This window comes from Gluconacetobacter azotocaptans (assembly GCF_014174355.1).
Lineage (GTDB): Bacteria > Pseudomonadota > Alphaproteobacteria > Acetobacterales > Acetobacteraceae > Gluconacetobacter > Gluconacetobacter azotocaptans.
Genome location: NZ_JABEQF010000018.1, coordinates 18936 through 44003, shown reverse-complemented (window position 1 = coordinate 44003; position 25068 = coordinate 18936). Strand labels below are relative to the sequence as shown.

General features: G+C 68.3%; 24 protein-coding genes. 16 read left to right on the top strand and 8 right to left on the bottom strand.

All coding sequences use genetic code 11. From position 1 onward, the window contains the following. Positions 1-57 precede the first annotated feature (57 nt). The 5 genes from HLH34_RS16725 to HLH34_RS16705 are packed head-to-tail and all read left to right on the top strand — an operon-like array spanning position 58 to position 5751. Positions 58-2376, top strand: coding sequence for an adenylate/guanylate cyclase domain-containing protein (locus HLH34_RS16725; RefSeq protein ID WP_183120701.1), 2319 nt, complete (start codon positions 58-60; stop codon positions 2374-2376). After that, positions 2376-3254: an MlaE family ABC transporter permease gene (locus tag HLH34_RS16720; RefSeq protein WP_183120700.1), complete on the top strand. Its 879-nt coding sequence runs from the start codon at positions 2376-2378 to the stop codon at positions 3252-3254. Before HLH34_RS16725 ends, HLH34_RS16720 begins: the two co-directional genes overlap by 1 nt. Before the next feature lie 3 nt (positions 3255-3257). Continuing rightward, positions 3258-3953 carry a P-loop NTPase family protein gene (locus HLH34_RS16715; protein ID WP_183120699.1) on the top strand — a complete coding sequence of 232 codons (696 nt, stop codon included), beginning with the start codon at positions 3258-3260 and terminating at the stop codon, positions 3951-3953. After that, entirely contained in the window at positions 3953-4909 is a 957-nt protein-coding gene (locus tag HLH34_RS16710) for an MlaD family protein (protein ID WP_183120729.1), read from the top strand. Before HLH34_RS16715 ends, HLH34_RS16710 begins: the two co-directional genes overlap by 1 nt. After that, positions 4906-5751: a hypothetical protein gene (locus HLH34_RS16705; protein WP_183120698.1), complete on the top strand. Its 846-nt coding sequence runs from the start codon at positions 4906-4908 to the stop codon at positions 5749-5751. The genes HLH34_RS16710 and HLH34_RS16705 overlap by 4 nt, the downstream gene beginning before the upstream one ends. A gap of 7 nt (positions 5752-5758) precedes the next feature. Here the strand turns inward: HLH34_RS16705 and HLH34_RS16700 are convergent, their stop codons facing one another. From HLH34_RS16700 to sucC, 7 genes are all read right to left on the bottom strand, one after another. Beyond that, complete coding sequence (locus tag HLH34_RS16700; protein WP_183120697.1) at positions 5759-7228, bottom strand: SulP family inorganic anion transporter; 1470 nt, start codon at positions 7226-7228, stop codon at positions 5759-5761. 67 nt (positions 7229-7295) lie between these two features. Beyond that, entirely contained in the window at positions 7296-7823 is a 528-nt protein-coding gene (locus HLH34_RS16695) for a 6-pyruvoyl trahydropterin synthase family protein (RefSeq protein WP_183120696.1), read from the bottom strand. Then, positions 7816-8568, bottom strand: a complete 753-nt coding sequence (gene queC / locus HLH34_RS16690; protein ID WP_183120728.1) for a 7-cyano-7-deazaguanine synthase QueC — start codon at positions 8566-8568, stop codon at positions 7816-7818. The genes HLH34_RS16695 and queC overlap by 8 nt, the downstream gene beginning before the upstream one ends. Before the next feature lie 19 nt (positions 8569-8587). Next, positions 8588-9223, bottom strand: coding sequence for a 7-carboxy-7-deazaguanine synthase (gene queE, locus HLH34_RS16685; protein ID WP_183120695.1), 636 nt, complete (start codon positions 9221-9223; stop codon positions 8588-8590). A 73-nt stretch (positions 9224-9296) separates the two neighbouring features. Then, complete coding sequence (bioB, locus tag HLH34_RS16680; RefSeq protein ID WP_183120727.1) at positions 9297-10304, bottom strand: biotin synthase BioB; 1008 nt, start codon at positions 10302-10304, stop codon at positions 9297-9299. 125 nt (positions 10305-10429) lie between these two features. After that, positions 10430-11311 carry a succinate--CoA ligase subunit alpha gene (gene sucD / locus HLH34_RS16675; RefSeq protein ID WP_183120694.1) on the bottom strand — a complete coding sequence of 294 codons (882 nt, stop codon included), beginning with the start codon at positions 11309-11311 and terminating at the stop codon, positions 10430-10432. Beyond that, complete coding sequence (gene sucC / locus HLH34_RS16670; RefSeq protein WP_183120693.1) at positions 11311-12513, bottom strand: ADP-forming succinate--CoA ligase subunit beta; 1203 nt, start codon at positions 12511-12513, stop codon at positions 11311-11313. Before sucC ends, sucD begins: the two co-directional genes overlap by 1 nt. Positions 12514-12743: 230 nt before the next feature. Between sucC and HLH34_RS16665 the strand changes: the two genes are divergently transcribed. The 11 genes from HLH34_RS16665 (at position 12744) to mltG (ending at position 23760) form a co-directional block, all read left to right on the top strand. Continuing rightward, positions 12744-13568 (top strand): acyl-ACP desaturase, encoded by an 825-nt coding sequence (locus HLH34_RS16665; RefSeq protein ID WP_183120726.1) that lies wholly within the window; start codon positions 12744-12746, stop codon positions 13566-13568. A 65-nt stretch (positions 13569-13633) separates the two neighbouring features. Beyond that, positions 13634-14254 (top strand): Dabb family protein, encoded by a 621-nt coding sequence (locus HLH34_RS16660; protein WP_373318552.1) that lies wholly within the window; start codon positions 13634-13636, stop codon positions 14252-14254. Between the two features lie 47 nt (positions 14255-14301). Then, positions 14302-16386: a M13 family metallopeptidase gene (locus HLH34_RS16655; protein WP_373318553.1), complete on the top strand. Its 2085-nt coding sequence runs from the start codon at positions 14302-14304 to the stop codon at positions 16384-16386. Positions 16387-16504: 118 nt separating this feature from the next. Next, positions 16505-17263 (top strand): glycine betaine ABC transporter substrate-binding protein, encoded by a 759-nt coding sequence (locus HLH34_RS16650; protein WP_183120692.1) that lies wholly within the window; start codon positions 16505-16507, stop codon positions 17261-17263. A gap of 22 nt (positions 17264-17285) precedes the next feature. Beyond that, complete coding sequence (locus tag HLH34_RS16645; protein WP_183120691.1) at positions 17286-18539, top strand: class I SAM-dependent methyltransferase; 1254 nt, start codon at positions 17286-17288, stop codon at positions 18537-18539. Further along, on the top strand, positions 18539-19081 hold the full coding sequence (locus tag HLH34_RS16640) for a YdcF family protein (RefSeq protein WP_183120690.1): 543 nt from the start codon (positions 18539-18541) through the stop codon (positions 19079-19081). The genes HLH34_RS16645 and HLH34_RS16640 overlap by 1 nt, the downstream gene beginning before the upstream one ends. Before the next feature lie 66 nt (positions 19082-19147). Next, positions 19148-20119 (top strand): ACP S-malonyltransferase, encoded by a 972-nt coding sequence (gene fabD / locus HLH34_RS16635; RefSeq protein ID WP_183120689.1) that lies wholly within the window; start codon positions 19148-19150, stop codon positions 20117-20119. A gap of 29 nt (positions 20120-20148) precedes the next feature. Then, positions 20149-20898: a 3-oxoacyl-[acyl-carrier-protein] reductase gene (fabG, locus tag HLH34_RS16630; protein WP_183120688.1), complete on the top strand. Its 750-nt coding sequence runs from the start codon at positions 20149-20151 to the stop codon at positions 20896-20898. Between the two features lie 268 nt (positions 20899-21166). Then, positions 21167-21406 (top strand): acyl carrier protein, encoded by a 240-nt coding sequence (locus tag HLH34_RS16625; protein ID WP_012227163.1) that lies wholly within the window; start codon positions 21167-21169, stop codon positions 21404-21406. 49 nt (positions 21407-21455) lie between these two features. Next, positions 21456-22742 carry a beta-ketoacyl-ACP synthase II gene (gene fabF / locus HLH34_RS16620; RefSeq protein ID WP_183120687.1) on the top strand — a complete coding sequence of 429 codons (1287 nt, stop codon included), beginning with the start codon at positions 21456-21458 and terminating at the stop codon, positions 22740-22742. A gap of 37 nt (positions 22743-22779) precedes the next feature. Next, entirely contained in the window at positions 22780-23760 is a 981-nt protein-coding gene (mltG, locus tag HLH34_RS16615; protein WP_183120686.1) for an endolytic transglycosylase MltG, read from the top strand. Here mltG and HLH34_RS16610 read toward each other — a convergent pair whose 3' ends face one another. Next, positions 23761-24834 carry an acyltransferase family protein gene (locus HLH34_RS16610; protein WP_183120685.1) on the bottom strand — a complete coding sequence of 358 codons (1074 nt, stop codon included), beginning with the start codon at positions 24832-24834 and terminating at the stop codon, positions 23761-23763. Between the last annotated feature and the right edge of the window lie 234 nt (positions 24835-25068).

Here is a 25068-nt window from a genome sequence, read left to right as displayed (position 1 = left end):
CCCGGACAGGCGCGGCCTATGGTGGGGCGGTATCTCTACCAGATCGGGAAGATATCATTGGCCGCTGACGAGATTGTGGATCCCGCCGCCGCCCATTCGGATCGGGTCAGGCGCTTCCTGCTCCACATCGGGGTTCCGGTCCTGGGCGTTGTCCTGGTGATCGCGGTCATCGCGGGGATCGGCTTTCATTCCTACCGCACGATTCGCAGCGGCGCGCTGGGGCTGACCCATGACCTGCTGACCAGCCAGCAGAATTATATCGCGCAGGAAGTGGGCGATTACCTGGCCCCCGCGTCGTCCGGGGCCGTCATCGCCCGCGACATGCTGGAACACGGGCCGGAGACCGCCGTCCGCAAGATCTTCAACGCCTATGGCGGCAGCATGTTGCGGCACGTGCCGCAGATCCATTCCTTCTATCTGGCGGACACCGAGGGCCATTTCAGCCTGATCGAACGCGATCCCAACGGCAAGGGGCTGGAGACCACCGAACTGACCGGCGAAGGGGCGGCGGCGCAGTTCACGCACCAGTTCTTCGACGCGCAGAGCAAGCCGTTGCGGACCGAAAGCAACACGGCGGCGAATTACGATCCGCGCACGCGCCCCTGGTATACGGGTGCGATGCAGTCGGGCCAGCTGTTCTGGACCGCGCCCTACCTGATCGCGCAGACCGGGCAGATGATCATCACCGCATCGATCGCCTATCAGGGGTTGAATGGTCGCAAATATGTCTTCGCGATCAACCTGTCGATGAACGAACTGACCAATTTCCTCGATTCGCTGAAGATCGGGCAGAGCGGCCATGCCCTGATCGTGGACCAGGACGGGCATTTGCTGGCCGGCCGCCGCATGGCCGACATCGCGAAGGCCGCAGGGTGGGACCCGTCGAAGATGACGATCGACCCCCAGACCTATCCGGTCCTGGCCGGGGCCTTCGACGCCTATCGGGTCGAGGGCTACGGCCCCCATACAGTCCGCAGCCGCAAGCGCAATTTCGTCACCATCGCCGCGGCGCTGCCGGCGACGGCGCAGAAATGGGTGCTGCTGCTGGTCGCGCCGGAAAGCGATTTCGCCGGTTTCGCGATGGTGGATGGCCGACAGAATCTTATGTTCTCTCTGCTGATCGTGCTGCTGGCGATGCTGCTGGGCGCGCTGCTGTTCCGCCAGGGCCGCCGGACCGACCATGTGACGCGGGAATTGGAACGTTTCCAGGCCGTTTCCGGATATGAAAGCCAGGTCCTGCAGCGGGTCGCGGCCTATCCCGAGCTGTTCGACCCGACGGACGAGGCCCTGATCCTGACGCGCAGCCTGGCCGAACTGGCGTCGGCACGGCGGGCGGCGGTCTGGCGGATCATGCATGACGGGGCGACCTTGCTGTGCGTCGACAGCTACGATTCGCGGCATGACGCCCATTCCGGCGGGTTCGAACTGTCGCGCAACGACCTCACCGCCTTTTTCGATGCGGTGGCACACGGCGACGCCATCAGCGTGGACGATGCCGGAAACGATCCGCGCACGGCCAATTTCTACCGCCTGTTCATGCGCACCTTCGGCAGCCGGGGCCTGTTCCTGGCGCCGGTGGTGGGGGCGTCGGGGCCGGTCGGCGTGATAACGCTGGAGGACGCGCCGCGCGTGGGGCAGGTGCCGCATTTCGTGACGATGATGGCGAGCGTGGTGGCGGCACGCTTCGCCGCCCAGCATTATAGCGCGGTGGCGGCGGCGGCCGACGAACTGGCGAACGAACCCCGGCCCGAGGAAGCGGACCATGCGTTCGGGGACGGGTTCCTGGTCCCGCCGGGGTCGCTGGACGGGGCGGGCGCCGTGCCGGAGGGGCTGTTTCCGGCGGTGGCCGTCATGGTCATCACGTTCTCGGACATGATCACGTCGTCGCATCGGGAGCCTGCGACCGTCCTGGCGCTGGTGGAAGGGCTGGCCACGCAGTTGCAGGGTGTGGCGCGTCAATGCGGACTGTACTCGATCAAGATGCTGGGGCACCGGCTGGTCTGCGTCGCGGGATGTTCCCGCACGCCCGACCCCGGTGCGGCCGAGCGCATGGCCAACGCCGCGCTGGCCATGCGCGAGGCCTCGCTGTCCATCCTGGCCAAGGCGGACCTGGAGCCGGTCTTCCGCATGGGAATCGACGTGGGGCCGGTATTCGGCGGATTGCTGGGTCAGGACCCGAAGGTCTTCAACCTGTGGGGCGATGCCATCGGCATGGCCGAGATGATGGCGCAGGGGGCGCCGGACGTCGGCACCATCCAGGTGACCGAGGAGGTCTACCTGATCCTGCGGCAGCGTTTCCTGTTCCGTGAACGGGGGCGGTTCTTCGTGCCGCAGGCGGGGATGACCCGCACCTATGTCCTGGCAGGACGGCGGTGATGACGGATGGAGCCGCCACGCAGCCCGGACAGGCGGCCCCCGACGGAACGCCGGACGGGTCGATCCGGCGCCGGATCCTGGCCTGGTGCGGCCGGGCCAGGACGCCGCTGGCGTGGATCGGGCGCATCACGCGCCATCAGGTCCGTTTCGCGCTGGTCCTGATCGGCGCCGGATGGGGGGTGCTGCGCGAAAGCGTGCGTCCCAATTCGTGGCGTCGGACCGTCCGCTACGAATTCCGGCTCAGCCTGCGCCAGGTGGTGGCGGGCGGGTTTCTCAGCACCGTCTTCACCGCTACGCTGGCCGGCCTGACGGTGGTGTCGCAGGCCGCCTACTGGCTGGGGTTCGCCGGCATGGCGCAGATGACGGGGTCGATCCTGGTATCGGTGCTGGTGCGTGAAATCGCCCCGGTCCTGGTCGGCATCATCCTGCTGGGCCGCAGCGGCATGCTGTCGCTGACCGAAATCGGCCTGCTGACCCTGGGGGGGCAGATCCGCGCCATGCAGGCGCAGGGCATCGATCCGTTCCTGGTGCTGGTGATGCCCCGGACCTTCGCCTTCACGTTGGGCGGTTTCACGCTGGGGATCATCTTCGCCCTGATTTCCCTGCTGATGGGCTTCATCGTGACGCATGCGACCGGCGTGATGAACATGTCGGTCTGGACGTTCTTTTCCGATGTCCTGACGGCGATGTCGGCATGGGATTTTCTGGTCATTCCCCTGAAGTTCATCCTGGTCGGATTCTTCGTCGGGCTGGGGTCGTGCATGACCGGGCTGCTGGTCAGCCAGGACGACACGGTTGCCACGATCATGCCGCGCGGCTTCGCGCGCGGGATTATGCTGGTGATGACCGTCAATATCCTGTTCAGCCTGGAGTTCTGAGCGATGGCGACGAGCGGCCCGATGCTGGAGCTTCGCGCGGCCCTGCCGTCGTTCGACGAAAGCGGCCTGGCGCCGGTGCCCTTCGACCTGCGGCTGATGCCCGGCGACTCGGCCGTCATCGAATGCCGCGACCCGCGCCGGGCGACGCTGTTTGCCGACCTGTGCTGCGGCATGGTGCCGCTGGCCGCGGGATCGGTGCGCTTCATGGGGCTGGACTGGCAGGGCCTGGGCGACCGGCAATTGAACGCGCTGCGGGGGCGCATCGGGCGGATCGCCCGGCAGGGCATGTGGGTGGATCTGTTCGGCACGCATCTCAACATCATGCTGCCGCAACTGCATCACACCACGCGCCCGACCGACGAGGTGATCGATGCCGCCATGGCGCTGGGGCAAGCCTTCGGCTTTCCCGGCCTGCCGGTCTCGGTCCCGGGCCGGCTGTCCGCCGCCGACCTGGCGCGCGCCGCCTGCGTCCGGGCCTTCCTGGGCCGGCCGGAGCTGCTGCTGCTGGAAGATGTGTCCGACACCCTGCCGCCCGATGCGATGCTGCCGTTCCTCGAAGCCGTGACGGCTGCGCGGGACCGGGGGGCAGCAGTGGTGTGGTTCGCACGGAATGCCTCGATCTGGTACGAATACCGCAAGGCGGTGAATGTCCATCTGCGCCTTCTCGACGAAGGCCTTTTCGTCATGCGGGGGGTATGATGGCCCAGGATCAGAAAACCGACCTGGCACGGCAGCTCGTGCGGGTGCGCTATGCCGACGAATGGGTCGGGGTGCTCGTGCTGCTGTCGTTGGTGATCTGCTTCGCCGCGATCATCGAGGCAGGCGTCCTGCGGGACTGGCTGACGCCGGAGGGCCGGCTGCGGATCGTCCTGCCAGACGTCGGGGTCAGCGGCCTGTCCATCGGTGACGATATCGAGGTGCTGGGCATTCATGCCGGCAATATCCGCCGCATCCGGATCAATCCGTCGGGCGGCATGTACGCGGTGGCCGAAATCGATCCGGAGATCGAACCCTATATCCGGCGCGACAGCACCGCCGTCATTCGCAAGCGCTTCGTCGTGGCCGGCGCGAACTATATCGATATCAGCCGTGGCACCGGGCAGGAGATGGACTGGCATTACGCCGTCGTCACCGCGCACAACGCGCCCAACCCGGCGGACATGGTCACGCAGACCTTCGCCGATATCCGCAGCCGGATCCTGCCCGTGCTGGACAGCGCGCAGCACATGATGTCGCAACTGGACAGCACCATCACCGACCTGCACGCCGGCAAGGGCACCGTGGGCCGCCTGATGACCAACGACGAGCTTATCCGCCAGGCGGAAAAGACGGTCGCGGCGCTGAACGACGCCATCGCCCAGCTGGCCCCGGTGGAACGCCAGATGTCGGCGTTGATGGCCAAGGCCGACGCCAGCATGGCCAACGTCCGGGCCGCGACCGGCGACCTGCGCAAGGCCAGCCCGCGCCTTCCGGCGATCACCCGCAATCTGCAGGAAACGTCGGCCGAATTACCGGTGCTGCTGACGCAGGCGCAGGTGACGGCGGCCAGCCTGCAGAAGCTGACCGATCAGTTGCGCGGCCTGTGGCTGCTGGGTGGCAGCAGCGCTTCGGCGCCCACGTCACGACGCCTGCCGGCCGGAAAGATCCAGCCATGAAGGGGGTGTGCCTGACGATCGCGGCGCTGTCCGTGGTTCTTGCCGGGTGCGGTGGCGGCGGTGTCGCGCCGCCGCGGGACGACACCCTGAACCAGTCGATGGATGCGGCCCGCCAGGCCGCCGAACTGGACCGGCTGTCGGTGGCCGAGGGCCAGTACCGGCAGGCCGGGACCCGCGCCCTGGCGCGCGACGATGCCGGGGCGATCGGGGATGCCGGATATAATCTGGCCGTGGTGCAACTGGCGCAGGACAGGCCGGCCGATGCGCTGTCCACCGTGGCGGCCACGCGCGCGGCGCTGGCGGTCCGGGAGCGAAACGGCGGCGACGCGGAACTGGACCTGGTGCAGGCGGCGGCGCTGCATCGCCTGTCGCGCGATGCCGAGGCCGCCCCCCTGGCAGCCGGCGCGATGGATGTCGCCGACCCCGGTGTGGCCGAGCAGGCCAGCCTGCTGACCGGGCTGATTGCCGATGCGCGGGGCGACCGTGCGACCCTGTCCGTTACCGCCCGGCATCTGGCGCACACGCGCCCGGTCCCTGACAAATGGCAGGCGGACGAGGACGAACTGCGCGCCCGCCTGCTGCTGACGGCCGATCCCGGGCAGGCGCGCCAACTGGCGCAGCACGCGGCCGGCCTGCGACGGCGGATTGTGGATTATCGCGGCATGGCGCGGGCGCTGACGCTCGCGGCGCGGGCGGCGGGCCTGGCCGGGGATGCCGGCGGCGCGGCGGCGCTGTCGCTTCGGGCCGCACAGAGCGCGCGGGCACTGGGCACCCCCGCGACGGCCGGCGTCCTGCCGGCGGTGGGGTCGGATCCGTTCGCCGAGCCGCCACCCAGAACATAGACCCCAGCTATGATGAGGTCGCCGGGACCTCCAGCGCCGAATGGCGGTCGATCAGGGTGGCGCTGGCGGCGTTGAGGCCGATCAGTTCGACTGCGATTCCGTGCCGTTCAAGACGGGCGACGACCTCTTCCAGCGCGCCGACGGCGGTGATGTCCCAGAAATGCGCCTGCCGCAGGTCGATCTGCACATGGCGGGCGCTGTCGCGCGTGTCGAACTGGTCGGTGAACAGGTCGGACGAGGCGAAGAAGATCTGCCCGGCCACGCGATAGGTGCGCGTATCGCGGGCCGCGTCGTACATGCTGTCGACCGTCACCATCCGCGACACCTTGAACGCGAAGAACAGGCCGCTGAGCAGTACGCCCACCAGCACCCCGGCCGCCAGGTCGTGGGTCGCGACCACGACCGCCACCGTCGCCAGCATGACCAGGCTGGCGGTCGCGGGATGGGTGCCCAGGTCGCGCAGCGACGACCATGAGAACGTGCTGGCCGACACCATGATCATGATGGCCACCAGGGCCGCGACCGGCACCCGTGCCACCCACGGCCGCAACGCCACCATCAGCAGCAGAAGGAACGCCCCGGCGACGAAGGTCGACAGCCGCCCGCGCCCGCCATAGCGCAGGTTGCCGACCGTCTGGCCGATCATGCCGCACCCGGCGATGCCGCCGAACAGGCCGACGGCGATGTTGGCGACGCCCAGCCCCACGCATTCCGTACGCTTGCTGCTGTGGGTTTCGGTCATGTCGTCGACGACGCTGGCGGTCATCATCGATTCCAGCAGGCCGACCATCGCCATGGCCGCCGCATAGGGCAGGATGATGTCCAGGGTCGCAAGTGTCGGCGGCACCTGGGGCCAGACCAGATGCGGCAAGCTGTCGGGCAGGCGCCCCAGGTCGGCGACGGTGTGCAGCGGCGCGTGCCAGACCGACGCCACCACGGTCAGCACCACGATGCAGATCAGCGGCGAGGGAATGGCGCTGAACAGGCGCGGCACGCCGTAGATGATCGCAAGACCCAGCGCGATCGCGGCATAGGTATGCCAGGTGACATGCATCATGTGGGGCAACTGCGCCGAAAAGATCAGGATCGCCAGCGCGTTGACGAACCCCGTGCGTACCGAACGCGAGACATAGCGCATCAGCAGATGCAGCCGCAGTGCCCCGGCCAGCATCTGCAACGCCCCGGCCAGCAGGGTCGCGGCCAGCAGGTACTGCACGCCATGCGCTCGGACCAGGGCCGCCGCCACCAGCGCCACCGATCCCGCGGCCCCCGAGATCATGCCCGGGCGTCCGCCGGCAAAGGCGATGACGACACTGATGACGAACGAGGCATACAGCCCGACCTCGGGGTCGACGCCGGCGACGAAGGAAAAGGCGATGACCTCGGGGATCAGGGCGAAGGTGCCGACCATGCCGGCCAGGATGTCGCGGGTCACGTTGCCGAACCATTCGGTCCGGTAGCGGGCAAGGCCGGTCATGCGGGGTCCTTGTGTCAGGCGGGATGTGGTGTGGGCGTGATGTAGTGTGGCGGGGCGGTGACCCCGGTCAGGAATCCGAGATGCTGTCGTCCGCGCGCCGCCACCAGCAGCGTTCCGGCGGGCGGGGCGTGGGCAGCATGTCCAGCGGGTCGCCGGCAAAGTGCACGGTGTTGGTCGGCGTTTCCTGCAACGTGATTTCGGCGCAGCGCAGCACGCCGCCGTCGTCATCCAGCAGCGCGTTCAGCTTGGCCATCATCAGGCAGGCCATCAGTTCGGTCGTGGGGTCGCCGGGGGTGACGACGATGCGGCGCGCGCGTTCGGGTTCGTGCGTGCGGAACCACCCCAGCAGGGGGTCGTCCTCGGACAACTGCAGCGCATGGTCCAGGCGGTCATCGACGAAGCGATGCCACCGGCCCTTCGCCCGCTGGAACGACACGACCATGTTGCCCGCGCCATCCAGCGGGCGCGGGGTGGTGGGACGCAGCCCGACGGTGACGAATTCGTTGTGGCCATGGGGCAGGGCGCAGCTCTCGCTCGCCCCGTGGATCAGCCGGTGGCCCATCGAGAACCGACGGGTGAAGACCAGGTCAAGCATGCGCCGCTGTCCCGGCCAGACGATCCCGGGCATAGCGTTCCCAGCCCGCGCGGCGCAGGTCGCACGCGGGGCACGCGCCGCAGCCATGGCCCCACGGATGGAGCGTATCGCGCACGCCCAGGTAGCAGCTGTGGCTTTCGCGATTGATCAGCTCGACCAGTTCGGTGCCGCCCAGCCCTTCGGCCAGCCGCCAGGTTTCGGCCTTGTCGATCCACATCAGGGGTGTGTGCAGGACATAGCGGCTGGCCATGCCGAGATTCAGCGCGACCTGGAGCGCCTTGATCGTGTCGTCGCGGCAGTCGGGGTAGCCGGAATAATCGGTTTCGCACATGCCGCCGATGATGTGGCGCGCTCCCCGCCGGGCGGCCAGGGCGGCGGCGAAGGTCAGGAAGATCAGGTTGCGGCCGGGGACGAAGGTGCTGGGTAGCCCGTTTTCGTTCATCGTGATCGCGGCGTCGCGCGTCAGCGCGGTGTCCGACACCGCGCCCAGCGCATCCAGGGCCAGCGTATGGTCCTCGCCCAGCCGTTCGGCCCACAGCGGGTTCAGCGCCGCCATGCCGTCGCGCAGCCTGGCCCGACAGGTCAGTTCGACGGCGTGGCGCTGGCCGTAATCGAAGCCCAGCGTCTCCACCCGGCCGAAACGCGACAGCGCCCAGGCCAGGCAGGTGGCGGAATCCTGGCCGCCGGAAAACAGCACGATGGCCGTCTCGCGCAGCGGGTCGGCCGGGGCCAGGGATGTGGCCATGCCAGGCGAGGCGGTCATGTCAGGGAATCCCGATCAGCTTGTGGGTCTGCAGCGACAGGCGCCAGCGCGGGTGCGCGCGGCAATAGGCGACGGCGGCGGCCGTATTCGCGACCTGGTCCGGGCCGTCCATCGGTTGTAGCCAGAATTGCGTGAAATCCAGCCCCGCCATGTCTTCGGGCGGCAGGTCGGGCTGGGGATAGACCAGTTTCAGCTCATGGCCGCGGCGCTGCACCAGCGTTGCCCCGGCCTTGGGGCTGACGCAGATCCAGTCGATGCCGTCGGGCGCGGGCAGCGTGCCGTTGGTCTCGATCGCGATCTCGAACCCGCGGGCGTGCACCGCCTCGATCAGGGCGGCGTCCAGTTGCAGCAGCGGCTCGCCGCCCGTGAAGACGACGAAGGCGCGCGACCGGTCGGGGGCCGGCCAGGTGGTGGCGATGGCATCGGCCAGCAGTGCGGCGCTGGCGAAGCGTCCGCCGCCCTCGCCGTCGGTGCCGATGAAATCCGTATCGCAGAAGCGACAGACCGCCGCAGCGCGATCGGCCTCCCGCCCCGACCAGAGATTGCATCCGGCAAAGCGGCAGAACACGGCGGCACGGCCGGCGTGCGCGCCCTCGCCCTGGAGGGTCGCGAACATCTCCTTGATCGCATACGACATGAGGGGTGATGTCGGGCAGAGCGCGGCCGGACGCAAGCCCTAAATGGCCGCGCCGGCCGGTCGGTGCCCCTGCCTAGTGCTGGCTGAGGCTTGTGTGCATGCCCAGCCGGGCCAGCAGGCGGGCGTCGCGGCTGGCTTCCGGGTTGGGGGTGGTCAGCAGCTTCTCGCCATAGAAGATCGAATTGGCGCCGGCCAGGAAGCACAGCGTCTGGGCCTCGTCCGTCATGTCCTCGCGGCCGGCCGCCAGGCGCACGCGGCTGGCGGGCATGGTGATACGGGCGGCGGCGATGATGCGCACGAAGTCGATCGGATCGACCGGCTCGGCCTGGGCCAGGGGCGTGCCCGCGACGCGGACCAGCAGGTTGATCGGCACGCTTTCGGGGTGTTTGGGCAGGCTGGCCAGGCTGGCGATCAGGCCGGCACGGTCGCTGTCGTCCTCGCCCATGCCGACGATGCCGCCGCAGCAGACATTGATCCCGGCGTCGCGCACATGCGCCAGCGTGTCCAGCCGGTCCTGGTAGGTGCGGGTGGATATGATGGCGCCGTAGTGCTCGGGCGAGGTGTCGAGATTGTGGTTGTAGTAATCCAGCCCCGCGTCGCGCAGGCGGCCTGCCTGCCGGTCGTCCAGCATGCCCAGCGTCACGCAGGTTTCCAGGCCCAGGCCCTTCACGCCCTCGATCATGGCGCAGACCGTATCCAGGTCATGCTCCTTGGGCGACCGCCAGGCGGCCCCCATGCAGAAGCGCGCGGCGCCGGCGTCGCGCGCGGCGCGGGCTTCCTTCAGCACGGCCTCGACCGCCATCAGGCGGCTGGCCTTCACGCCGCCATCCTCGTGCATCGCACTCTGCGGGCAGTAGGCGCAATCCTCGGGGCAGCCGCCGGTCTTGATCGACAGCAGGGTGGAAATCTGGATTTCGGTCGGGTCGAAGCGGGCGCGGTGCACGCTTTGCGCCTGGAACATCAGTTCGGGGAAGGGCAGGGCGATCAGGGCCGCGACCTCGTCGCGCGTCCAGTCGGTGCGCGGCTGGGGCAGGGACGCCGCGTGATGCGGCGATGTGGCCGGGATGACACCATCGGGCATCGGGCAGGTTTCCTCGAACTCGGCGAATAGGGAAACACGGCTGTGCCACAGAAGGGGGCCGGATGTCACCCATCCTGGGCCGTCCCCTTGCGCCCCGATTGCGGGCGCAAGGGGGCGGCGGCGCATCAGGCGCGGCCGGACAGCACGTCGACCAGGGTGCGGCCCAGCGTCGCCGGGCTGGCCGAGACATGGATGCCCGCCGCGCGCAGGGCGTCGATCTTGGCCGCCGCGGTCTCGTGCCCGCCGGTGATGACGGCCCCGGCATGGCCCATGCGCCGGCCCGGCGGGGCGGTGGCGCCGGCGATGAAGCCCACCACCGGCTTGGTCGTCCCGCTGTCGCGGATCAGGGCGGCGGCCTCGATTTCCGATGTGCCGCCGATCTCGCCGATCATGATGATCGAATCGGTATCCGGATCGGCAATGAAGCGTTCCAGGACATCGGTGAAATCGAGTCCCTTGACCGGATCGCCGCCGATGCCGACGCAGGTGCTCTGCCCCAGGCCGATCGCGGTGGTCTGGGCCACCGCCTCGTAGGTCAGGGTGCCCGAACGCGAGACGATGCCGACATGGCCGCGCCGGTGGATCGCGCCCGGCATGATGCCGATCTTGCATTCGTCCGGCGTGATGATGCCCGGGCAATTGGGCCCGATCAGGATGCTGTCCGACCCGGCCAGGACCTGATGCACGCGCACCATGTCCAGCACCGGGATGCCCTCGGTGATGCAGACGATCAGCGGGATTTCCGCCGCGATGGCCTCCAGGATGGCGTCGGCGGCCCCGGCGGGCGGCACGTAGATGACCGTCGCGTCGGCGCCCGTGGCCTCGCGCGCCTGCGCGACGGTGTCGAACACCGGCAGGCCGAGGTGGATCTCGCCGCCCCGGCCGGGGGTGACGCCGCCCACCAGGCGGGTGCCGTAGGCCAGGGCCTGTTCGGAATGGAAGGTGCCCTGCGCCCCGGTGAAGCCCTGGGTGATGAGTTTCGTGGCGTGGTTGACCAGGATGGACATCAGGCGGCTCCTTCTTCGCGCACGGCGGCGACGATCTTGCGCGCCGCGTCGGCCAGGTCGTCGGCCGGGATGATGCGCAGGCCCGATTTCGACAGGATGTCCTGCCCCAGTTCGACATTGGTGCCGGCCAGCCGGACGACCAGCGGCACATGCAGGCCCGTCTCGCGCGACGCGGCGATGATGGCCTCGGCAATGATGTCGCAGCGCATGATGCCGCCGAAGATATTGACCAGGATGCCCCGGACCTTGCGGTCGGACAGCACGATGCGGAAGGCTGCGGCCACGCGTTCCTGCGTCGCGCCGCCGCCGACATCGAGGAAATTGGCCGGTTCCTCGCCCTCCATCTTGATGATGTCCATGGTCGCCATGGCCAGGCCCGCGCCGTTGACCATGCAGCCGATGGTGCCGTCCAGCCCGACATAGGCCAGGCCGTGGCGCGCGGCCTCGCGCTCGCGGGGGTCTTCCTCGTTCTCGTCGCGCAGTTCTTCCAGTTCCGGGTGGCGGAACAGCGCGTTGTCGTCGAAGCTCATCTTGGCGTCCAGCGCCAGCAGGCCGCCCGCCGGCGTCACGACCAGCGGGTTGATCTCGACGACCGAGGCGTCCAGCGCGACGAAGGCGTCGTAGGCCGCGCGCAGCACCGTGGTGAAGGCGCGGATGGAGCGCCCGTGCAGGTCCAGCCGGGCCGCCAGGTTGCGGCCCTGGTAGTCGGCCAGCCCGACGGACGGGTCGATCGATTCCTTCAGGATTCGCTCGGGCGTCGCCTCGGCCACGTCCTCGATCGCCATGCCGCCGTCCTGCGACGCCACGATGACGATTCGCCCCGTGGTGCGGTCCACCAGCAGGGACAGGTACAGCTCGCGCCCGATGTCGCAGCCGGCCTCGATATACAGGCGGCGCACGACGCGGCCGGCCGGGCCGGTCTGGCGGGTGACCAGCGTGTGGTCCAGCATGGCCACGGCAGCCTGCTCGACCTCGTCGGGCGTGCGGGCCAGGCGGACGCCGCCCTTGCCCCCGGGGTCGTGGGCGAAATGCCCGGCGCCCCGGCCGCCCGCGTGGATCTGCGCCTTCACGACGACCAGCGGGCCGGCCATCGTGCGCGCGGCCGACACGGCCTCGTCCGGCGAGCGGACGACGCGGCCCTCGGGGATGGGCATGCCGAACCCGCGTAACAGGGTTTTCGCCTGATATTCATGGATGTTCATACGGTTTGGTCCGCGTTCGTTATTGTCATGATTGTCATGCCGTGGGGGCGCCAGGGGGCGTGCGCGTCCGTCCGGGGTTTGCCTGCATGGCATAATGCGGCCGTTTATGCCATCTCGGATGCTGAAAAGGATTTGTGCAGGCCGCGCATATGCGGCGGTAATGCCCGATCCGGGCCGGGGATGATATCCGGCCGCCTGTGACCGCAACGGACGCAAGAGAACTGGGGACGATGAAGCACTGGCGCATTGAACAGATGGATTGGGATAGTTTCGACCCGTCGCGGGTGGACCCCGACATCATACCGGTGGTCAAGGCGGCTTCGGTCGTCGAACGGAATGGCGTCGATTATGCCGTCTACCTGAACAATGTGTTCTCGGACGATCCGGCCTTCGGCGCGGCGGCCGACAACTGGGCGGTAGAGGAAGTGCAGCACGGCGACGCACTGGGACGCTGGGCGATGCTGGCGGACCCGTCCTGGAATTATCCCGAGGCGTTTGAACGCTATCGCGCGGCCTACAGCCTGGACCTGGAGGTCGACAGTTCGGTCCGCGGGTCGCGCACCGGCGAACTGATCGCGCGCTGCATGGTCGAGACCGGGACGTCGTCCTTCTACACCGCGCTGGCCGATGCGACGGACGAGCCGCTGCTGAAGGCGATCTGCAAGCAGATCGCGGCCGACGAATACCGTCATTTCAAGCTGTTCTACGATCACATGCACCGCTACCTGAAGCGGGAACGCCTGGGGGTATGGGAGCGCACGCGCATCGCGCTGGGCCGCGTCACCGAAAGCGAGGACGACGAACTGGCGTCGGCGTACCATACCACCAACGATCCGGTGGGCATGCCCTACGACCACGGGCGCTGCATCGCCGCCTACATGTCGCGGGCGATGGGTGTCTACCAGCCGAAACACACCGCGCGGGTGACCGGCATGATCCTCAAGACGATCGGCATTGCGCCGCATGGCTGGGTCCATGCGCTGATCGGCCGGGTCGTCTACCTGCTGATCCGCCAGCGCCGAAAGAAGTTCATACGCCAGGCGGCCATCGCCTGACGCCGTCGCCATGCCTGGCGGGGTGAATGTTCCGCGCGGGGAAACAGGAAGGGAAGGACACCACGATGACCGATCGGATTTGGACGGCCATGGCCGGATTGGGGTTTCTTGCCGTGACCGGCGCCGCCACGGTTACGCCGGCGCTGGCCGATCCTTATTCCCTGCCGATCGCGAGTTCCCCCGCCGGGGTTGCCCCGCCCGACGCGGCGGCGGTCGCGGTCCAGCAGGTGCTGGCGCAGGTCGGCGCGGCGAATTTCACCGCCCCGGATTTCCGTCCGGGCGTGGTCAGGCACATGGTGCTGTTCCGATTCCTGAAATCCGCGACCCCGTTCCAGAGGGCCGAGGTCGTGCGGCGATTCCTGGAACTGGCGACCGATTCGCGCCGCCCCGACGGGCGGCCGCTGGTGGTTTCGATCGAAACCGGGGTGCAGAACAGCGGCGAGGGACAGGACGAGGGGTATGAAATCGCCTTCCTCGTGACCTTCCGTTCGGAAGGGGATCGTAATTATTATGTCGGCCGCCCGGTGGTGAACCAGCCGGGCCTGTTCGACCCCGCGCACGACGCCTTCAAGGTCTTCGCGGCGCCTTATCTGGCAGGGGCAATGGTGTTCGACTACCGGGTTGCCGCCGAGGCATCCCCGGTGCCGGCTGGTGCCAAGGCGGGCAAGGCCGGTCGCCGGAAATAAGCCGGGAGGCGCGGGGTGCGCCGGCCGGCCGAACGTAAAAAGGGACCATGATGGCGGAATTCAAAGGAAGCCGGCGCGGAAGACGGACCCGCGCGGCCTGGCTGTGCGGTGTGGCGATGCTGATGTCGGGCGGGGCGACGGTGGCGCATGCGACCGACGATGCGCCGACCTACGGGGCATGGGGGTTCGACGTCGCCGGGCGGGACGCAGCGATTCGCCCGGGCAATGATTTCTTCGGCTATGCCAACGGTCGTGCTGTTCACGATATTGTGATTCCGCCGGACATGACGTCCTACGGGCCGTTCAACGCCCTGAGCGAACTGTCGCGCAAGCGGGTGCAGACCATCCTGCAGGACCTGTCCGCGCACCCCGCCGCACAACCCACCACGATCGAGCAGAAGCTGGGCACCTTCTATGCGACCTTCATGGATGAAGGCGGCATCGAAGCCCGGGGCCAGAAGCCGCTGGCCGCCGGCCTGGACGCCATACGCGCGGTGACCGACCGCACGGCGTTCGCGACCCTGCTGGGCCGGGCGCAGACGGGGTTCCAGTATTCGCTGTTCGGCTTCGGGATCCAGCCGGACGCCAAGGACCCGACGGTCTATGCCCTGACCCTGGATCAGGGCGGGATCGGCATGCCGGACCGCGATTACTACCTCAAGCCCGACATGGCGGCGAAGAAGACCGCCTACCAAGCCTATGTCGCCAAGATCCTGGACATGATCCACTGGCCGGACGCGGCGCGCATGGCGCCCGCGATCGTGACATTCGAAACCCGGCTGGCCGGCGTCCACTGGGCGCGGGCGGACCTGCGCGACCCGGACAAGGTCTATAATCCGATCACGGTGCCGGACCTGCAGAAGCGCGCGCCCGGGTTCGACTGGACGGCTTACCTGACGGCTGCCGCACTGCCCGAGCCCCTCACGCGCACGGGCACGCTGATCGTCGGCGAGCCCGACGCCATCGCCGGCGAAGCGCGGATCGCGTCCGAGACCGATCTGGCGACCCTGCGGGCCTGGCTGGCCTTCCATCTGGTGGACAACGCCGCGCGCTACCTCCCGCATGCCATCGTCGATGCGTCGTTCGATTTCAACGACCGGATCCTGGCCGGCCAGCCGCAGCTTCCCGTCCGGTGGAAGCGCGGGGCGTCGGCGACCGGCAGCGCGATGGGCATGGCGCTGGGCCGGGTGTATGTCGCGCGCTATTTCCCGCCGGCCTATCGCGACACGATGCATACCCTGACCGACGAGCTGAAGGCCGCCTTCCGGGTGCGCCTGCAGCATAACGAATGGATGGGGCCGCAGACCCGTGACGCGGCGGTCCAGAAGCTGGACCATTTCACCGTCCAGATCGGCTATCCCAACCGCTGGCGCGACTATTCGGGGCTGGAGATCCGCCAGGGCGACGCCTACGGCAACGCGGAACGGGCCATGGCGTTCGAATGGCGCTACTGGCTGGGCCATCTGGGCCATCCGGTGGACCGCGACGAGTGGGACATGACGCCGCAGACGGTCAATGCCTACAACAACCCGCTGTTCAACGAGGTCGTGTTCCCCGCCGCGATCCTGCAGCCGCCGTTCTTCAACCCGAAGGCCGATCCGGCGATCAATTACGGCGCCATCGGCGGCGTGATCGGTCACGAGATGACCCATTCCTTCGACGACGAGGGGCGGAAATTCGATTATCTCGGTCGCCTGAAGGAATGGTGGACCAAGGATGACGAGGCGCGGTTCCTGAAGCTGGCCGCCCGTTTCGGCGCACAGTACGATGCGTTCCAGGTGCTGCCGGGCGTCCATGTGAACGGCAAGCTGACGATGGGCGAGAACATCGCCGATCTCGGCGGCCTGACCTTGGCGCTGGACGCCTACCATGCCTCGCTGCATGGCAAGCCGTCGCCGGTGCTGGGCGGGCTGACCGGCGACCAGCGCGTGTTCCTGGGCTGGGCGCAGGTCTGGCGGCAGAAGCTGCGCGAGGACAGCGTGCGCCAGCGCATCGTGACCGATCCGCATTCGCCGCCGCAGGCGCGGGTGAACATGCCGATGCACAATATCGATGCCTGGTACCGGGCATGGAACATCCGCCCGGGCGACATGCTCTACCTGAAGCCGGAAGATCGGGTGAAGATCTGGTAGGCGATCACGTCCAGCGTCCAGCGGGCGGGGGGTATGCCGGCCGGTCTTTTTGCCGTGCCGGCCCTTGCGCAAACGGGACCTACCTGCTGGAACGCTCCCGAGAACGGGGGAGAGTGATATGACGACGGTGACGCTGGGCCATCCGGATTCCATCCTGCACGAAGCCGCGGCGGCGGCGGTGGTGCGTGTGCTGGAAGCCTACGAGCTGGAGGTCGATTACGTCACCGGAAACCGGGCGGAACTGTCCGCCCGGATGGCGGCCGGCGACATCGACCTGTTCGTGTCGGCCTGGCTGTCGGACGTCGATGCCGACTGGGACGCCCCGGCCCTGGGGATGGAGGCCTTCGGCCTGCTGTACAAGCCGTCCTTCGGCTGGGCGCTGCCGACCGGGGCCGCCGGGCACATCACCTCGATCGCCGACCTGTCGGGCGACGACGGCGGCGTCGGCCGCAACATCGTGACCCCGGCCTCGGTGCTGGAACGGGTGCGGCACTGCGTGGCGATGTATGGGCTGACCGAATGCGGCTTCACGATCGAGGCCCGCCCGGACGAGGAGGCGTTCCAGCACGCCGTCCGCGCCATCGAGGCCGACGAGGCCGCCATCCTGCCGCTGTGGCAGCCGCATTTCCTGCATCATGGCGGGCGGCTGCGCCTGCTGGACGACCCTCGGGCCGCGCAGGGCAACGACCAGCAGGCCCGGATGCTGCTGCGGCGGGCGGCGCGGGACGAACTGGATTCCGACCTGCTGGACGAACTGGACGAACTGACCCTGGGCAACAAGGTGGTCAGTGCGCTGGATTACGCCATGCGGTGCGAGGGCATGAGCGCGGACGAGGCCGCCGAGGCCTGGCAGCGCGGCAAGCTGCTGCCGCGCTGATGGCCGGCGGGGCGGGGACGGCATGACGGCCGAACACGACAGCCGCGATGCCGGGCTGGCCGCCCAGTACGAGCATTATCCCTATCCCGGGCGCGATCCGGCGGACGAGGCCCGGCGGCTGCTGATCGGCAGCCCCAGCCACCTGCGGGAAATCGACTATTGGGTGTTCGGCGCCACCCGTCCGCGGTCGCAGCCCCTGCGCGCGCTGGTGGCTGGGTGCGGCACCGGCGACGGCGCCATCATGCTGGCGACCCATCTGTCCCGCGCGGGCCGGCCCGGCGACGTCGTCTGCCTGGACCGTTCGGCCCGGGCGCTGGCTATCGCCCGGTCGCGCGCGGCGGCGCGCGGGCTGGACAACATGCGTTTCGTGCAGGGGGCGCTGGACGATCTGCCCGGCCTTGCCCCCGGGCCGTTCGATTACATCGATTGCTGCGGCGTGCTGCACCATCTGCCCGATCCCGACGCGGCGCTGGCGGGCCTGGTGGGGGTGCTGGCCCCCGGCGGGGGAATGGGCCTGATGGTCTATGCGCCGTACGGCCGTACCGGCGTCTACATGCTGCAGGAGGCGCTGGCCCGGCTGGCCCCGTATGACGAACCGCCGCCCGCACGGCTGGACGTGGCCCGGCGGGTGATGCGCCATCTGCCGCAGACCGCGTGGCTGCGGCAGAACGGCAATTTCGGGGACCATCTGACGGGCGGCGACGCGGGGTTGTACGACCTGCTGCTGAACCCGCGCGACCGGGCTTATGACGTGCCGGGCCTGTTCGCGCTGCTGGACGGCGCCGGATTGCGCGCGACCTGCCTGATGGAGCCGATGCGCTACGACCCCGCGCTGCTGCTGCCCGACCCCAGGCTGCGGGCGCGTATCGCTCATCTGCCCCAGCGCGAGCGCGCGGCGGTGGCCGAGGCCCTGGCCGGCAACATGGCGACGCATGTGGCTTATGTGCGCCGGGCGACCGACGACGTGTCGTTCGCCGATCCGATGGACCCGTGCTCGGTCCCCGTCATGCGGGAAATTCCGGGTGTCGAACTGGCGCGGCAGATCCAGCCCGACGACCGGTTGCCCTTCGCGTTCGGCACGCTGTCGGTCGCAGTGCCCGTTCCCCCGCAGACACGCGGCCTGCTGCCGCTGATCGACGGTGAACGGACGGTGGGCGATCTGGCGGCGATCCTGGACGGGCGGGGCGTATCCGCCGAACGGTTCGCGACGGTCTGGCGCAGGATGTTCGACACGTTGGCCGGGCTGAACCGGGTATTGCTGCGCGCGCCGGCGTGATGTCCGGCCCGCCCTCGCCCGAGGTCCGAGCGATCGTGATCTTCGGGGCGCGCGTTCGCCCCGACGGCACGCCGACCGCCACCCTGCGCCGGCGGGTCGAGGCCGCACTTGCCTACGCGCGGTCGATGCCGTCGGCCGTGTTCGTGCCGACCGGCGGCAGTCCGGACGGACGGCCCGCCGAGGCCGCGATCATGGCCCGGCTGCTGCGCGAGGCCGGCATTCCCGACGCGGCGATCATGATCGAGGACACGGCGCTGGACACGTTGGAGTCGGTCCTGGCCTGTTCGGCGCTGTTGCGGGGGTGCGGGTATCGTGGTTGCGTCGCGGTGGCCAGCAGCGCCTACCATCTGCCGCGCTGCCTGATCCTGATGCGGCTGGCGGGGTGGCAGGTGGCACGGGTGCCGCCGGCGCGCGTGCCTGCCGCGCGCCGCTGGTCGCGCCGCTGGTTCTGGCGCCTGCGCGAGGTCCCGGCCGTACCGTGGGATGTGCTGCTGCTGGCGCGGCGCCGGCTGTCGCGCCGGCCGGGTGCCGCCGGCGATTGACAGGTCCGGGCTCCTGCCGCCATGTCCCCTGTCCAGAAGAAAACATATCCGGATCACGAGGACGCCATGCCTGTTCACGCCTTCATATTCCCCGGCCAGGGAAGCCAGTCCGTCGGGATGGGACGTGAACTCGCCGAAGCCTTCGCCCCTGCGCGCGAAGTCTTCGAGGAAGTCGACGACGCGCTGGGCCAGCGCCTGTCGGCGCTGATGTTCGACGGCCCGATGGACGAGTTGACGCGGACCGAGAACACGCAGCCCGCCCTGATGGCGGTGTCGCTGGCGGTGCTGCGGGTGCTGGAAAAGGAAGGCGGCCTCGAGTTGAAGCGGACGGCGGCGCTGGTCGCCGGGCATTCGCTGGGCGAATATTCCGCCCTGGCGGCGGCGGGGGCGCTGGGTGTCGCCCAGACCGCGCGCCTGCTGCGCGTGCGGGGCGAGGCGATGCAGAAGGCGGTCCCGCCCGGTGTGGGCGGCATGGCGGCGCTGATCGGCGTCGATCTGGACCAGGCGCGCGAGATCTGCGCCGAGGCCGCGACCCTGCGGGTCGAGGGCCAGGCGGATGTGACCGAGACGATCGAGGTCGCCAACGACAATGGGGGCGGCCAGGTCGTGATTTCCGGGCGGATCGCGGCGGTGGAACGCGCGGTCGGCATCGCCAAGGGGCGGGGCGTGAAGCGTGCGGTCCTGCTGCCGGTGTCGGCGCCGTTTCACTGTTCGCTGATGGCGCCCGCCGCCGATGCGATGGCCGAGGCGCTGGACCGGGCCGATGTGGCTGTGCCGGTGGTGCCGGTGGTGGCGAATGTATCCGCCGCCAAGGTGACCGACCCGCAGGCGATTCGCGACCTGCTGGTGCGGCAGGTCACCGGTACCGTGCGCTGGCGCGAAAGCGTGGAGGCGATGGCGGCCATGGGGGTCGACAGCTTCGTCGAGTTGGGCGCCGGCAAGGTCCTGTCCGGGCTGGTCCGGCGGATCGACGGTGCTGTCGCGACGCGCTCGGTCGGCACGCCTGCCGATATCGAGGCGTTCCTGGCCGCGCTGTGACAGAAGTGATGACGAGCAAGGACGGACAGATGTTCAGGTTGGATGGCAAGATCGCGCTGGTGACCGGCGCGTCGGGGGGAATCGGTGCCGCGATCGCGCGGACCCTGCATGGGCAGGGGGCGACCGTGGTCCTGTCCGGCACGCGCCAGGCGGTGCTGGACGGCCTGGCGGCGCAGATCGCGCCGGACGGGGCGCGGGTGCATGTGTGCCCGGCCGACCTGTCGGACCCGGCCGCCGCCGACGCGCTGGTCGCCGCGGCCGAGGCCGCGGCCGGCGCCCCGCTGGATATTCTGGTCAACAATGCCGGGCTGACGCGCGACGGGCTGGCGATCCGCATGAAGGACGACGACTGGAACCGTGTGATGGAGGTCGATCTGGCGGCCCCCTTCCGCCTGTGCCGCGCCGCCCTGAAGGGCATGCTGCGCCGCCGTTCGGGCCGGATCGTCAGCATCGCGTCGATCGTTGGCATTACCGGCAACGCCGGGCAGGCCAATTATTCCGCCGCCAAGGCCGGCATGATCGGCATGAGCAAGTCCCTGGCGCAGGAAGCGGGCTCGCGCGGGGTAACGGTCAATGTCGTGGCGCCGGGCTTCATTCAGACGGCCATGACCGACGTCCTGGCCGAGGCTCAGCGCGAAAAGCTGCTGGGCGGCATTCCGCTGGGGCGGATGGGCCAGCCCGATGACATCGCCGCCGCCGTGACCTATCTGGTATCCGACGAGGCGGGGTGGATCACCGGCACGACCCTGAACGTCAATGGCGGGATGGCGATGCCCTGAGGCACGGCTGCACCGAATCCGCTGGACGCCGGCCGGGATATGGCGGAAAACGGTGCGATTTTTCCGGATTCGTCCGTGGCCGGGGCAAGGGATTATGCCGGAAATGCGATCCCTGCCTTGGCGATGACCTGAAAACCATGCTAATCGCCCGCTGCTTCGTCCGAAGCGGGCTGGACGTGTTCCGCCGGTTCCGGTTTGCGGGACGTCAGACAGGACGAATGAATTTCGAACCGCCCGTTTCTTTGGGGCACACAGGAAGCGAAGACAGATGAGCGAAATCGCCGACAAGGTTAAGAAGATCGTGGTCGAACACCTCGGTGTCGAGGAAAGCAAGGTCACTCCGGAAGCCTCCTTCATCGACGATCTGGGGGCGGACAGCCTGGACACGGTCGAACTGGTGATGGCGTTCGAAGAGGCGTTCAGCGTCGAGATCCCGGAAGATGCGGCCGAGAAGATCGCCACCGTGAAGGACGCGATCGACTACATCGAGAAGCAGAAAGCCGCCTGAAGTCGGTTTTGCCGGAAAAACGGTTTTCGTGATCAGGGAGCGGAGCGGGTTGATACAGTCTGCCGGAGTGGCGTCGGAACGTCGACGCGTTGTTGTCACCGGTATGGGCATTGTCAGCCCGCTCGGGCTGGGGCTCGAACATAATTGGTCGCGTCTCGTGGCCGGGGAAAACGGCTTCGGCCGGATTTCCTCGTTCGATCCGTCAGACCTGCCCGCCCATGTCGCGGGTGAGGTTCCCGCCGGACCGACAGGTACCGGCGGCCTGACCCTGTCCGACTGGGTGCCGGTCAAGGACCAGAAGAAGATGGATCGCTTCATCCATCTTGGCATGGTGGCGGCGACCGAAGCGGTCGAGGATTCCGGATGGAAGCCGCAGACCGAGGAAGAGCGTTGCCGGACCGGCGTCATGATCGGCTCGGGCATCGGTGGCCTGCAGACGATCTACGACGCCTCGATCACGGTGCATGAGGGGCGTGCGCGCCGCCTGTCGCCGTTTTTCATTCCGTCGGCGCTGATCAACCTGGTTTCGGGTCACGTTTCGATCAAATACGGTTTCAAGGGGCCGAACCATTCGGTCGTGACCGCCTGCGCCACTGGCGTGCATGCGATCGGCGATGCCTCGCGCCTGATCATGCTGGGCGATGCCGACGTGATGGTTGCCGGCGGCGCCGAGGCCGCGGTCTGTGCGCTGGGCATTGCCGGCTTCAGTTCGGCACGCGCGCTGTCCACGGCCTTCAACGATACCCCCGAAAAGGCGTCCCGTCCCTGGGACCGCGACCGTGACGGCTTCGTCATGGGCGAGGGGGCCGGGATCGTCGTGCTCGAGGAATACGAGCACGCCAAGGCGCGCGGCGCCAAGATCTATGGCGAAGTCGTCGGCTACGGCATGTCCGGCGACGCCTATCACATCACCGCCCCCGCCGAGGGGCACGAGGGCGCCTATCGGGCGATGCAGGCGGCGGTTCGCAGCGCCGGCATCGACGTCGCCGACATCGGCTACGTCAACGCCCACGGCACCTCGACCATGGCGGACGATCTGGAACTGGAAGCCGTGGAGCGCCTGTTCGGCGATGCCGCGGGCAAGGTAGCCATGTCGTCGACCAAATCCGCCATCGGGCATCTTCTGGGCGCGGCCGGCGCAGTGGAGGCGATCTTCTCGATCCTCGCCATCCGCGACAATGTCGCGCCGCCGACGCTGAACCTGGACAACCCGTCCCGCGACAGTGCGATCGACCGCGTGGCGCATGAGGCCCAGCGCCGCAAGATCGACATCGCCCTGTCGAACAGCTTCGGCTTCGGCGGAACCAACGCCAGCATCATCCTGCGCCGCGTCTGACCGGCCATCGGCCTTGCCTTGGCTGATGGTCCGCTAGATGGGCAGGATACTGAAATGGCTTGCGGCCCTGCTGATGCTGCTGGGCCTCGTTGCCGGTGGCCTGGCGGGTTGGGGATGGTGGCTGTATCGCACCTCCGGCCCGTTACCGGTGGCCCGTGCGGTGGTCGTGCCGCGTGGGGGCCTGGGCAGCACCATTTCCACCCTTCAGCACGCACGGGTGCTGGAGGGTGGGGACGTCGTGGCCCTGGTCTTCCGCATGGCGGTCCGCCTGACGCGCAAGGACGGGGTTCTGCATGCGGCGGAACTGGAATTCCCTGCCCATGCGTCGATCCGTGATACCCTGTTCGTCCTGCGCCACGGCCGGCCCGTCCTGCATCGCATCACGGTGCCCGAAGGGCTGTCGGCGATGCAGGTTGCCGACATCATCGAGCGCGCGCCGGTTCTGACCGGATCCATCGCCGTGCCGCCGGAAGGCGCTATCCTGCCGCAGACCTACGATTACGAATGGGGCACGCCGCGTGCGGTGCTGCTGTCGCGGATGCAGGCGGCGATGGCGACGGCGCTGGATACGGTCTGGCGCGGGCGTGACCCTGTGCCCGAAATTCCCGACCGGCGTGCGCTGCTGATCCTGGCGTCGATGGTGGAGCACGAAACCGCCATCCCGTCCGAACGGCCGATGGTGGCACGGGTCTTCATCAACCGGCTGAAACAGGGCATGCGCCTGCAATCCGATCCGACGGTGGTCTACGGACTCAACCAGGGGGCGGGGCCGCTGGGCCATGCGCTGACGCGAATGGATCTGGACACCCCGAGCCCCTACAACACCTACACGCTGCCGGGCCTGCCCGCGGGTCCCATCTGCGCGCCGGGGCAGGCGGCGCTGGAGGCGGTGGCTCATCCCGCATCCGGCAATGCGCTGTATTTCGTTGCGAACGGCGCGGGCGGCCATCTGTTCGCATCCAGTCTGGAGGAGCACAATCGCAATGTCGGCGCCTATCGGGGCCACCGGACGCCGTGATCACGGCTGATCGGGTACCGAGCGCAGGATCTGGGCCGGGCGTCGCGTCATCCATCTGATGAAGCGATCGAGATACCCGCGCAGCGTCACGTCCAGATCGTTCAGAACCCAGGCGAGCAGGATCAGCCCGGCCAGCAAGATCATGCACGCCCAGTGCGGCACCGCCTGTACCGGAACGTGCAGGACGTTGTGGATGAAGGAACTGGTCAGTTGGAGCAACGGCTCGTGCACCGCGTAGAGGGCGTAGGATATGCCCCCCACGCCACCGAACAGGGCCACGCTGCCTTCGGTGGGCTGCGTCGACGCGCCGAGCAGGATGATCGATGGAAAAAGCAGGAATACCTCCAGCAGGTCGATGACGGTGCGCGGAAGCAGGGTCGTGTCGATCGTCAGGCCGATCGCCAGGATGATCAGCGGTATCGGCGCGGCGATCTTCAATGATCGCAGCCTGACGCGCCACAACAGGATACCCAGAAAGAACGAGAAGGTGACGCGGGACACGGCGATCGGCGCGCCCCTCCACGACAACCCGCCGTTCAGGGAGCCGATGGCGAAGGCCGAGGCGATCAGGCCCAGGGCAGAGAGGGCCACCAGGACAAGGAGCGCCCGATTGGTCAGCCTGCGCCAGCCGACCGCCATGGCCATGTTGACCGCCAGTTCGTAGAAAAGCGACCAGGCTGGTAGGTTGAGCGGATAAAGTTCGCCTTTCGGGCCGCTCCACGGGATGTACAGCAACGCCAGGGGATAAGGCGTGAGGGCCGAGGGCGGCGAATAATGGATGAGCACTCGCGACGCCGTCGTGGCGGCGCCGATCGTCAGGCCCAGCGCATAAAGCGGCCACAGGCGCAGCACGCGCTTTCGCATGAAGTCGGACACCGGCATCCCGGCGTCCAGCCGCGCTGAATAGGCCTCGGCCATTACAAAACCGCTGAGACCGAAAAACAGGTCCACCGCGAGATAGGCCCCGGCGGGGTACCAGGCCAGCGGAAAGATCATTCCCATATGGATCAGAACGACCGCAATCGCGGCCAGGCCGCGCAACCCATCCAGTGTATGGAATGCCTGTCGTGCCATGAGATCGGATTCCCTTCGCGGTTCGGAATGAAAATTCACGCATACTGACTGCGTTGGCTGCCGGAATTGACCGGCCGTCACATCGCGTCTGGAAAGGCGGAGCGATTGAACCCACATTTGCAGAGTAAGGGCGTCATGGACGCCGGGCATGCGACCCAAATCGCGTGCGATCGGATCGGTCCAATCCGAACGTGCCCTGTTGCCGCCCCAACGTGAGCACATCGCGCAAGTTTC

Coding starts and splice junctions, on each gene's coding strand:
- HLH34_RS16720 (WP_183120700.1), top strand. CDS start 2,376: ATGACGGATGGAGCCGCCACGCAGCCCGGACAGGCGGCCCCCGACGGA.
- HLH34_RS16715 (WP_183120699.1), top strand. CDS start 3,258: ATGGCGACGAGCGGCCCGATGCTGGAGCTTCGCGCGGCCCTGCCGTCG.
- HLH34_RS16710 (WP_183120729.1), top strand. CDS start 3,953: ATGGCCCAGGATCAGAAAACCGACCTGGCACGGCAGCTCGTGCGGGTG.
- HLH34_RS16705 (WP_183120698.1), top strand. CDS start 4,906: ATGAAGGGGGTGTGCCTGACGATCGCGGCGCTGTCCGTGGTTCTTGCC.
- HLH34_RS16700 (WP_183120697.1), bottom strand. CDS start 7,228: ATGACCGGCCTTGCCCGCTACCGGACCGAATGGTTCGGCAACGTGACC.
- HLH34_RS16695 (WP_183120696.1), bottom strand. CDS start 7,823: ATGCTTGACCTGGTCTTCACCCGTCGGTTCTCGATGGGCCACCGGCTG.
- queC (WP_183120728.1), bottom strand. CDS start 8,568: ATGGCCACATCCCTGGCCCCGGCCGACCCGCTGCGCGAGACGGCCATC.
- queE (WP_183120695.1), bottom strand. CDS start 9,223: ATGTCGTATGCGATCAAGGAGATGTTCGCGACCCTCCAGGGCGAGGGC.
- bioB (WP_183120727.1), bottom strand. CDS start 10,304: ATGCCCGATGGTGTCATCCCGGCCACATCGCCGCATCACGCGGCGTCC.
- sucD (WP_183120694.1), bottom strand. CDS start 11,311: ATGTCCATCCTGGTCAACCACGCCACGAAACTCATCACCCAGGGCTTC.
- sucC (WP_183120693.1), bottom strand. CDS start 12,513: ATGAACATCCATGAATATCAGGCGAAAACCCTGTTACGCGGGTTCGGC.
- HLH34_RS16665 (WP_183120726.1), top strand. CDS start 12,744: ATGAAGCACTGGCGCATTGAACAGATGGATTGGGATAGTTTCGACCCG.
- HLH34_RS16660 (WP_373318552.1), top strand. CDS start 13,634: ATGACCGATCGGATTTGGACGGCCATGGCCGGATTGGGGTTTCTTGCC.
- HLH34_RS16655 (WP_373318553.1), top strand. CDS start 14,302: ATGATGGCGGAATTCAAAGGAAGCCGGCGCGGAAGACGGACCCGCGCG.
- HLH34_RS16650 (WP_183120692.1), top strand. CDS start 16,505: ATGACGACGGTGACGCTGGGCCATCCGGATTCCATCCTGCACGAAGCC.
- HLH34_RS16645 (WP_183120691.1), top strand. CDS start 17,286: ATGACGGCCGAACACGACAGCCGCGATGCCGGGCTGGCCGCCCAGTAC.
- HLH34_RS16640 (WP_183120690.1), top strand. CDS start 18,539: ATGTCCGGCCCGCCCTCGCCCGAGGTCCGAGCGATCGTGATCTTCGGG.
- fabD (WP_183120689.1), top strand. CDS start 19,148: ATGCCTGTTCACGCCTTCATATTCCCCGGCCAGGGAAGCCAGTCCGTC.
- fabG (WP_183120688.1), top strand. CDS start 20,149: ATGTTCAGGTTGGATGGCAAGATCGCGCTGGTGACCGGCGCGTCGGGG.
- HLH34_RS16625 (WP_012227163.1), top strand. CDS start 21,167: ATGAGCGAAATCGCCGACAAGGTTAAGAAGATCGTGGTCGAACACCTC.
- mltG (WP_183120686.1), top strand. CDS start 22,780: ATGGGCAGGATACTGAAATGGCTTGCGGCCCTGCTGATGCTGCTGGGC.
- HLH34_RS16610 (WP_183120685.1), bottom strand. CDS start 24,834: ATGGCACGACAGGCATTCCATACACTGGATGGGTTGCGCGGCCTGGCC.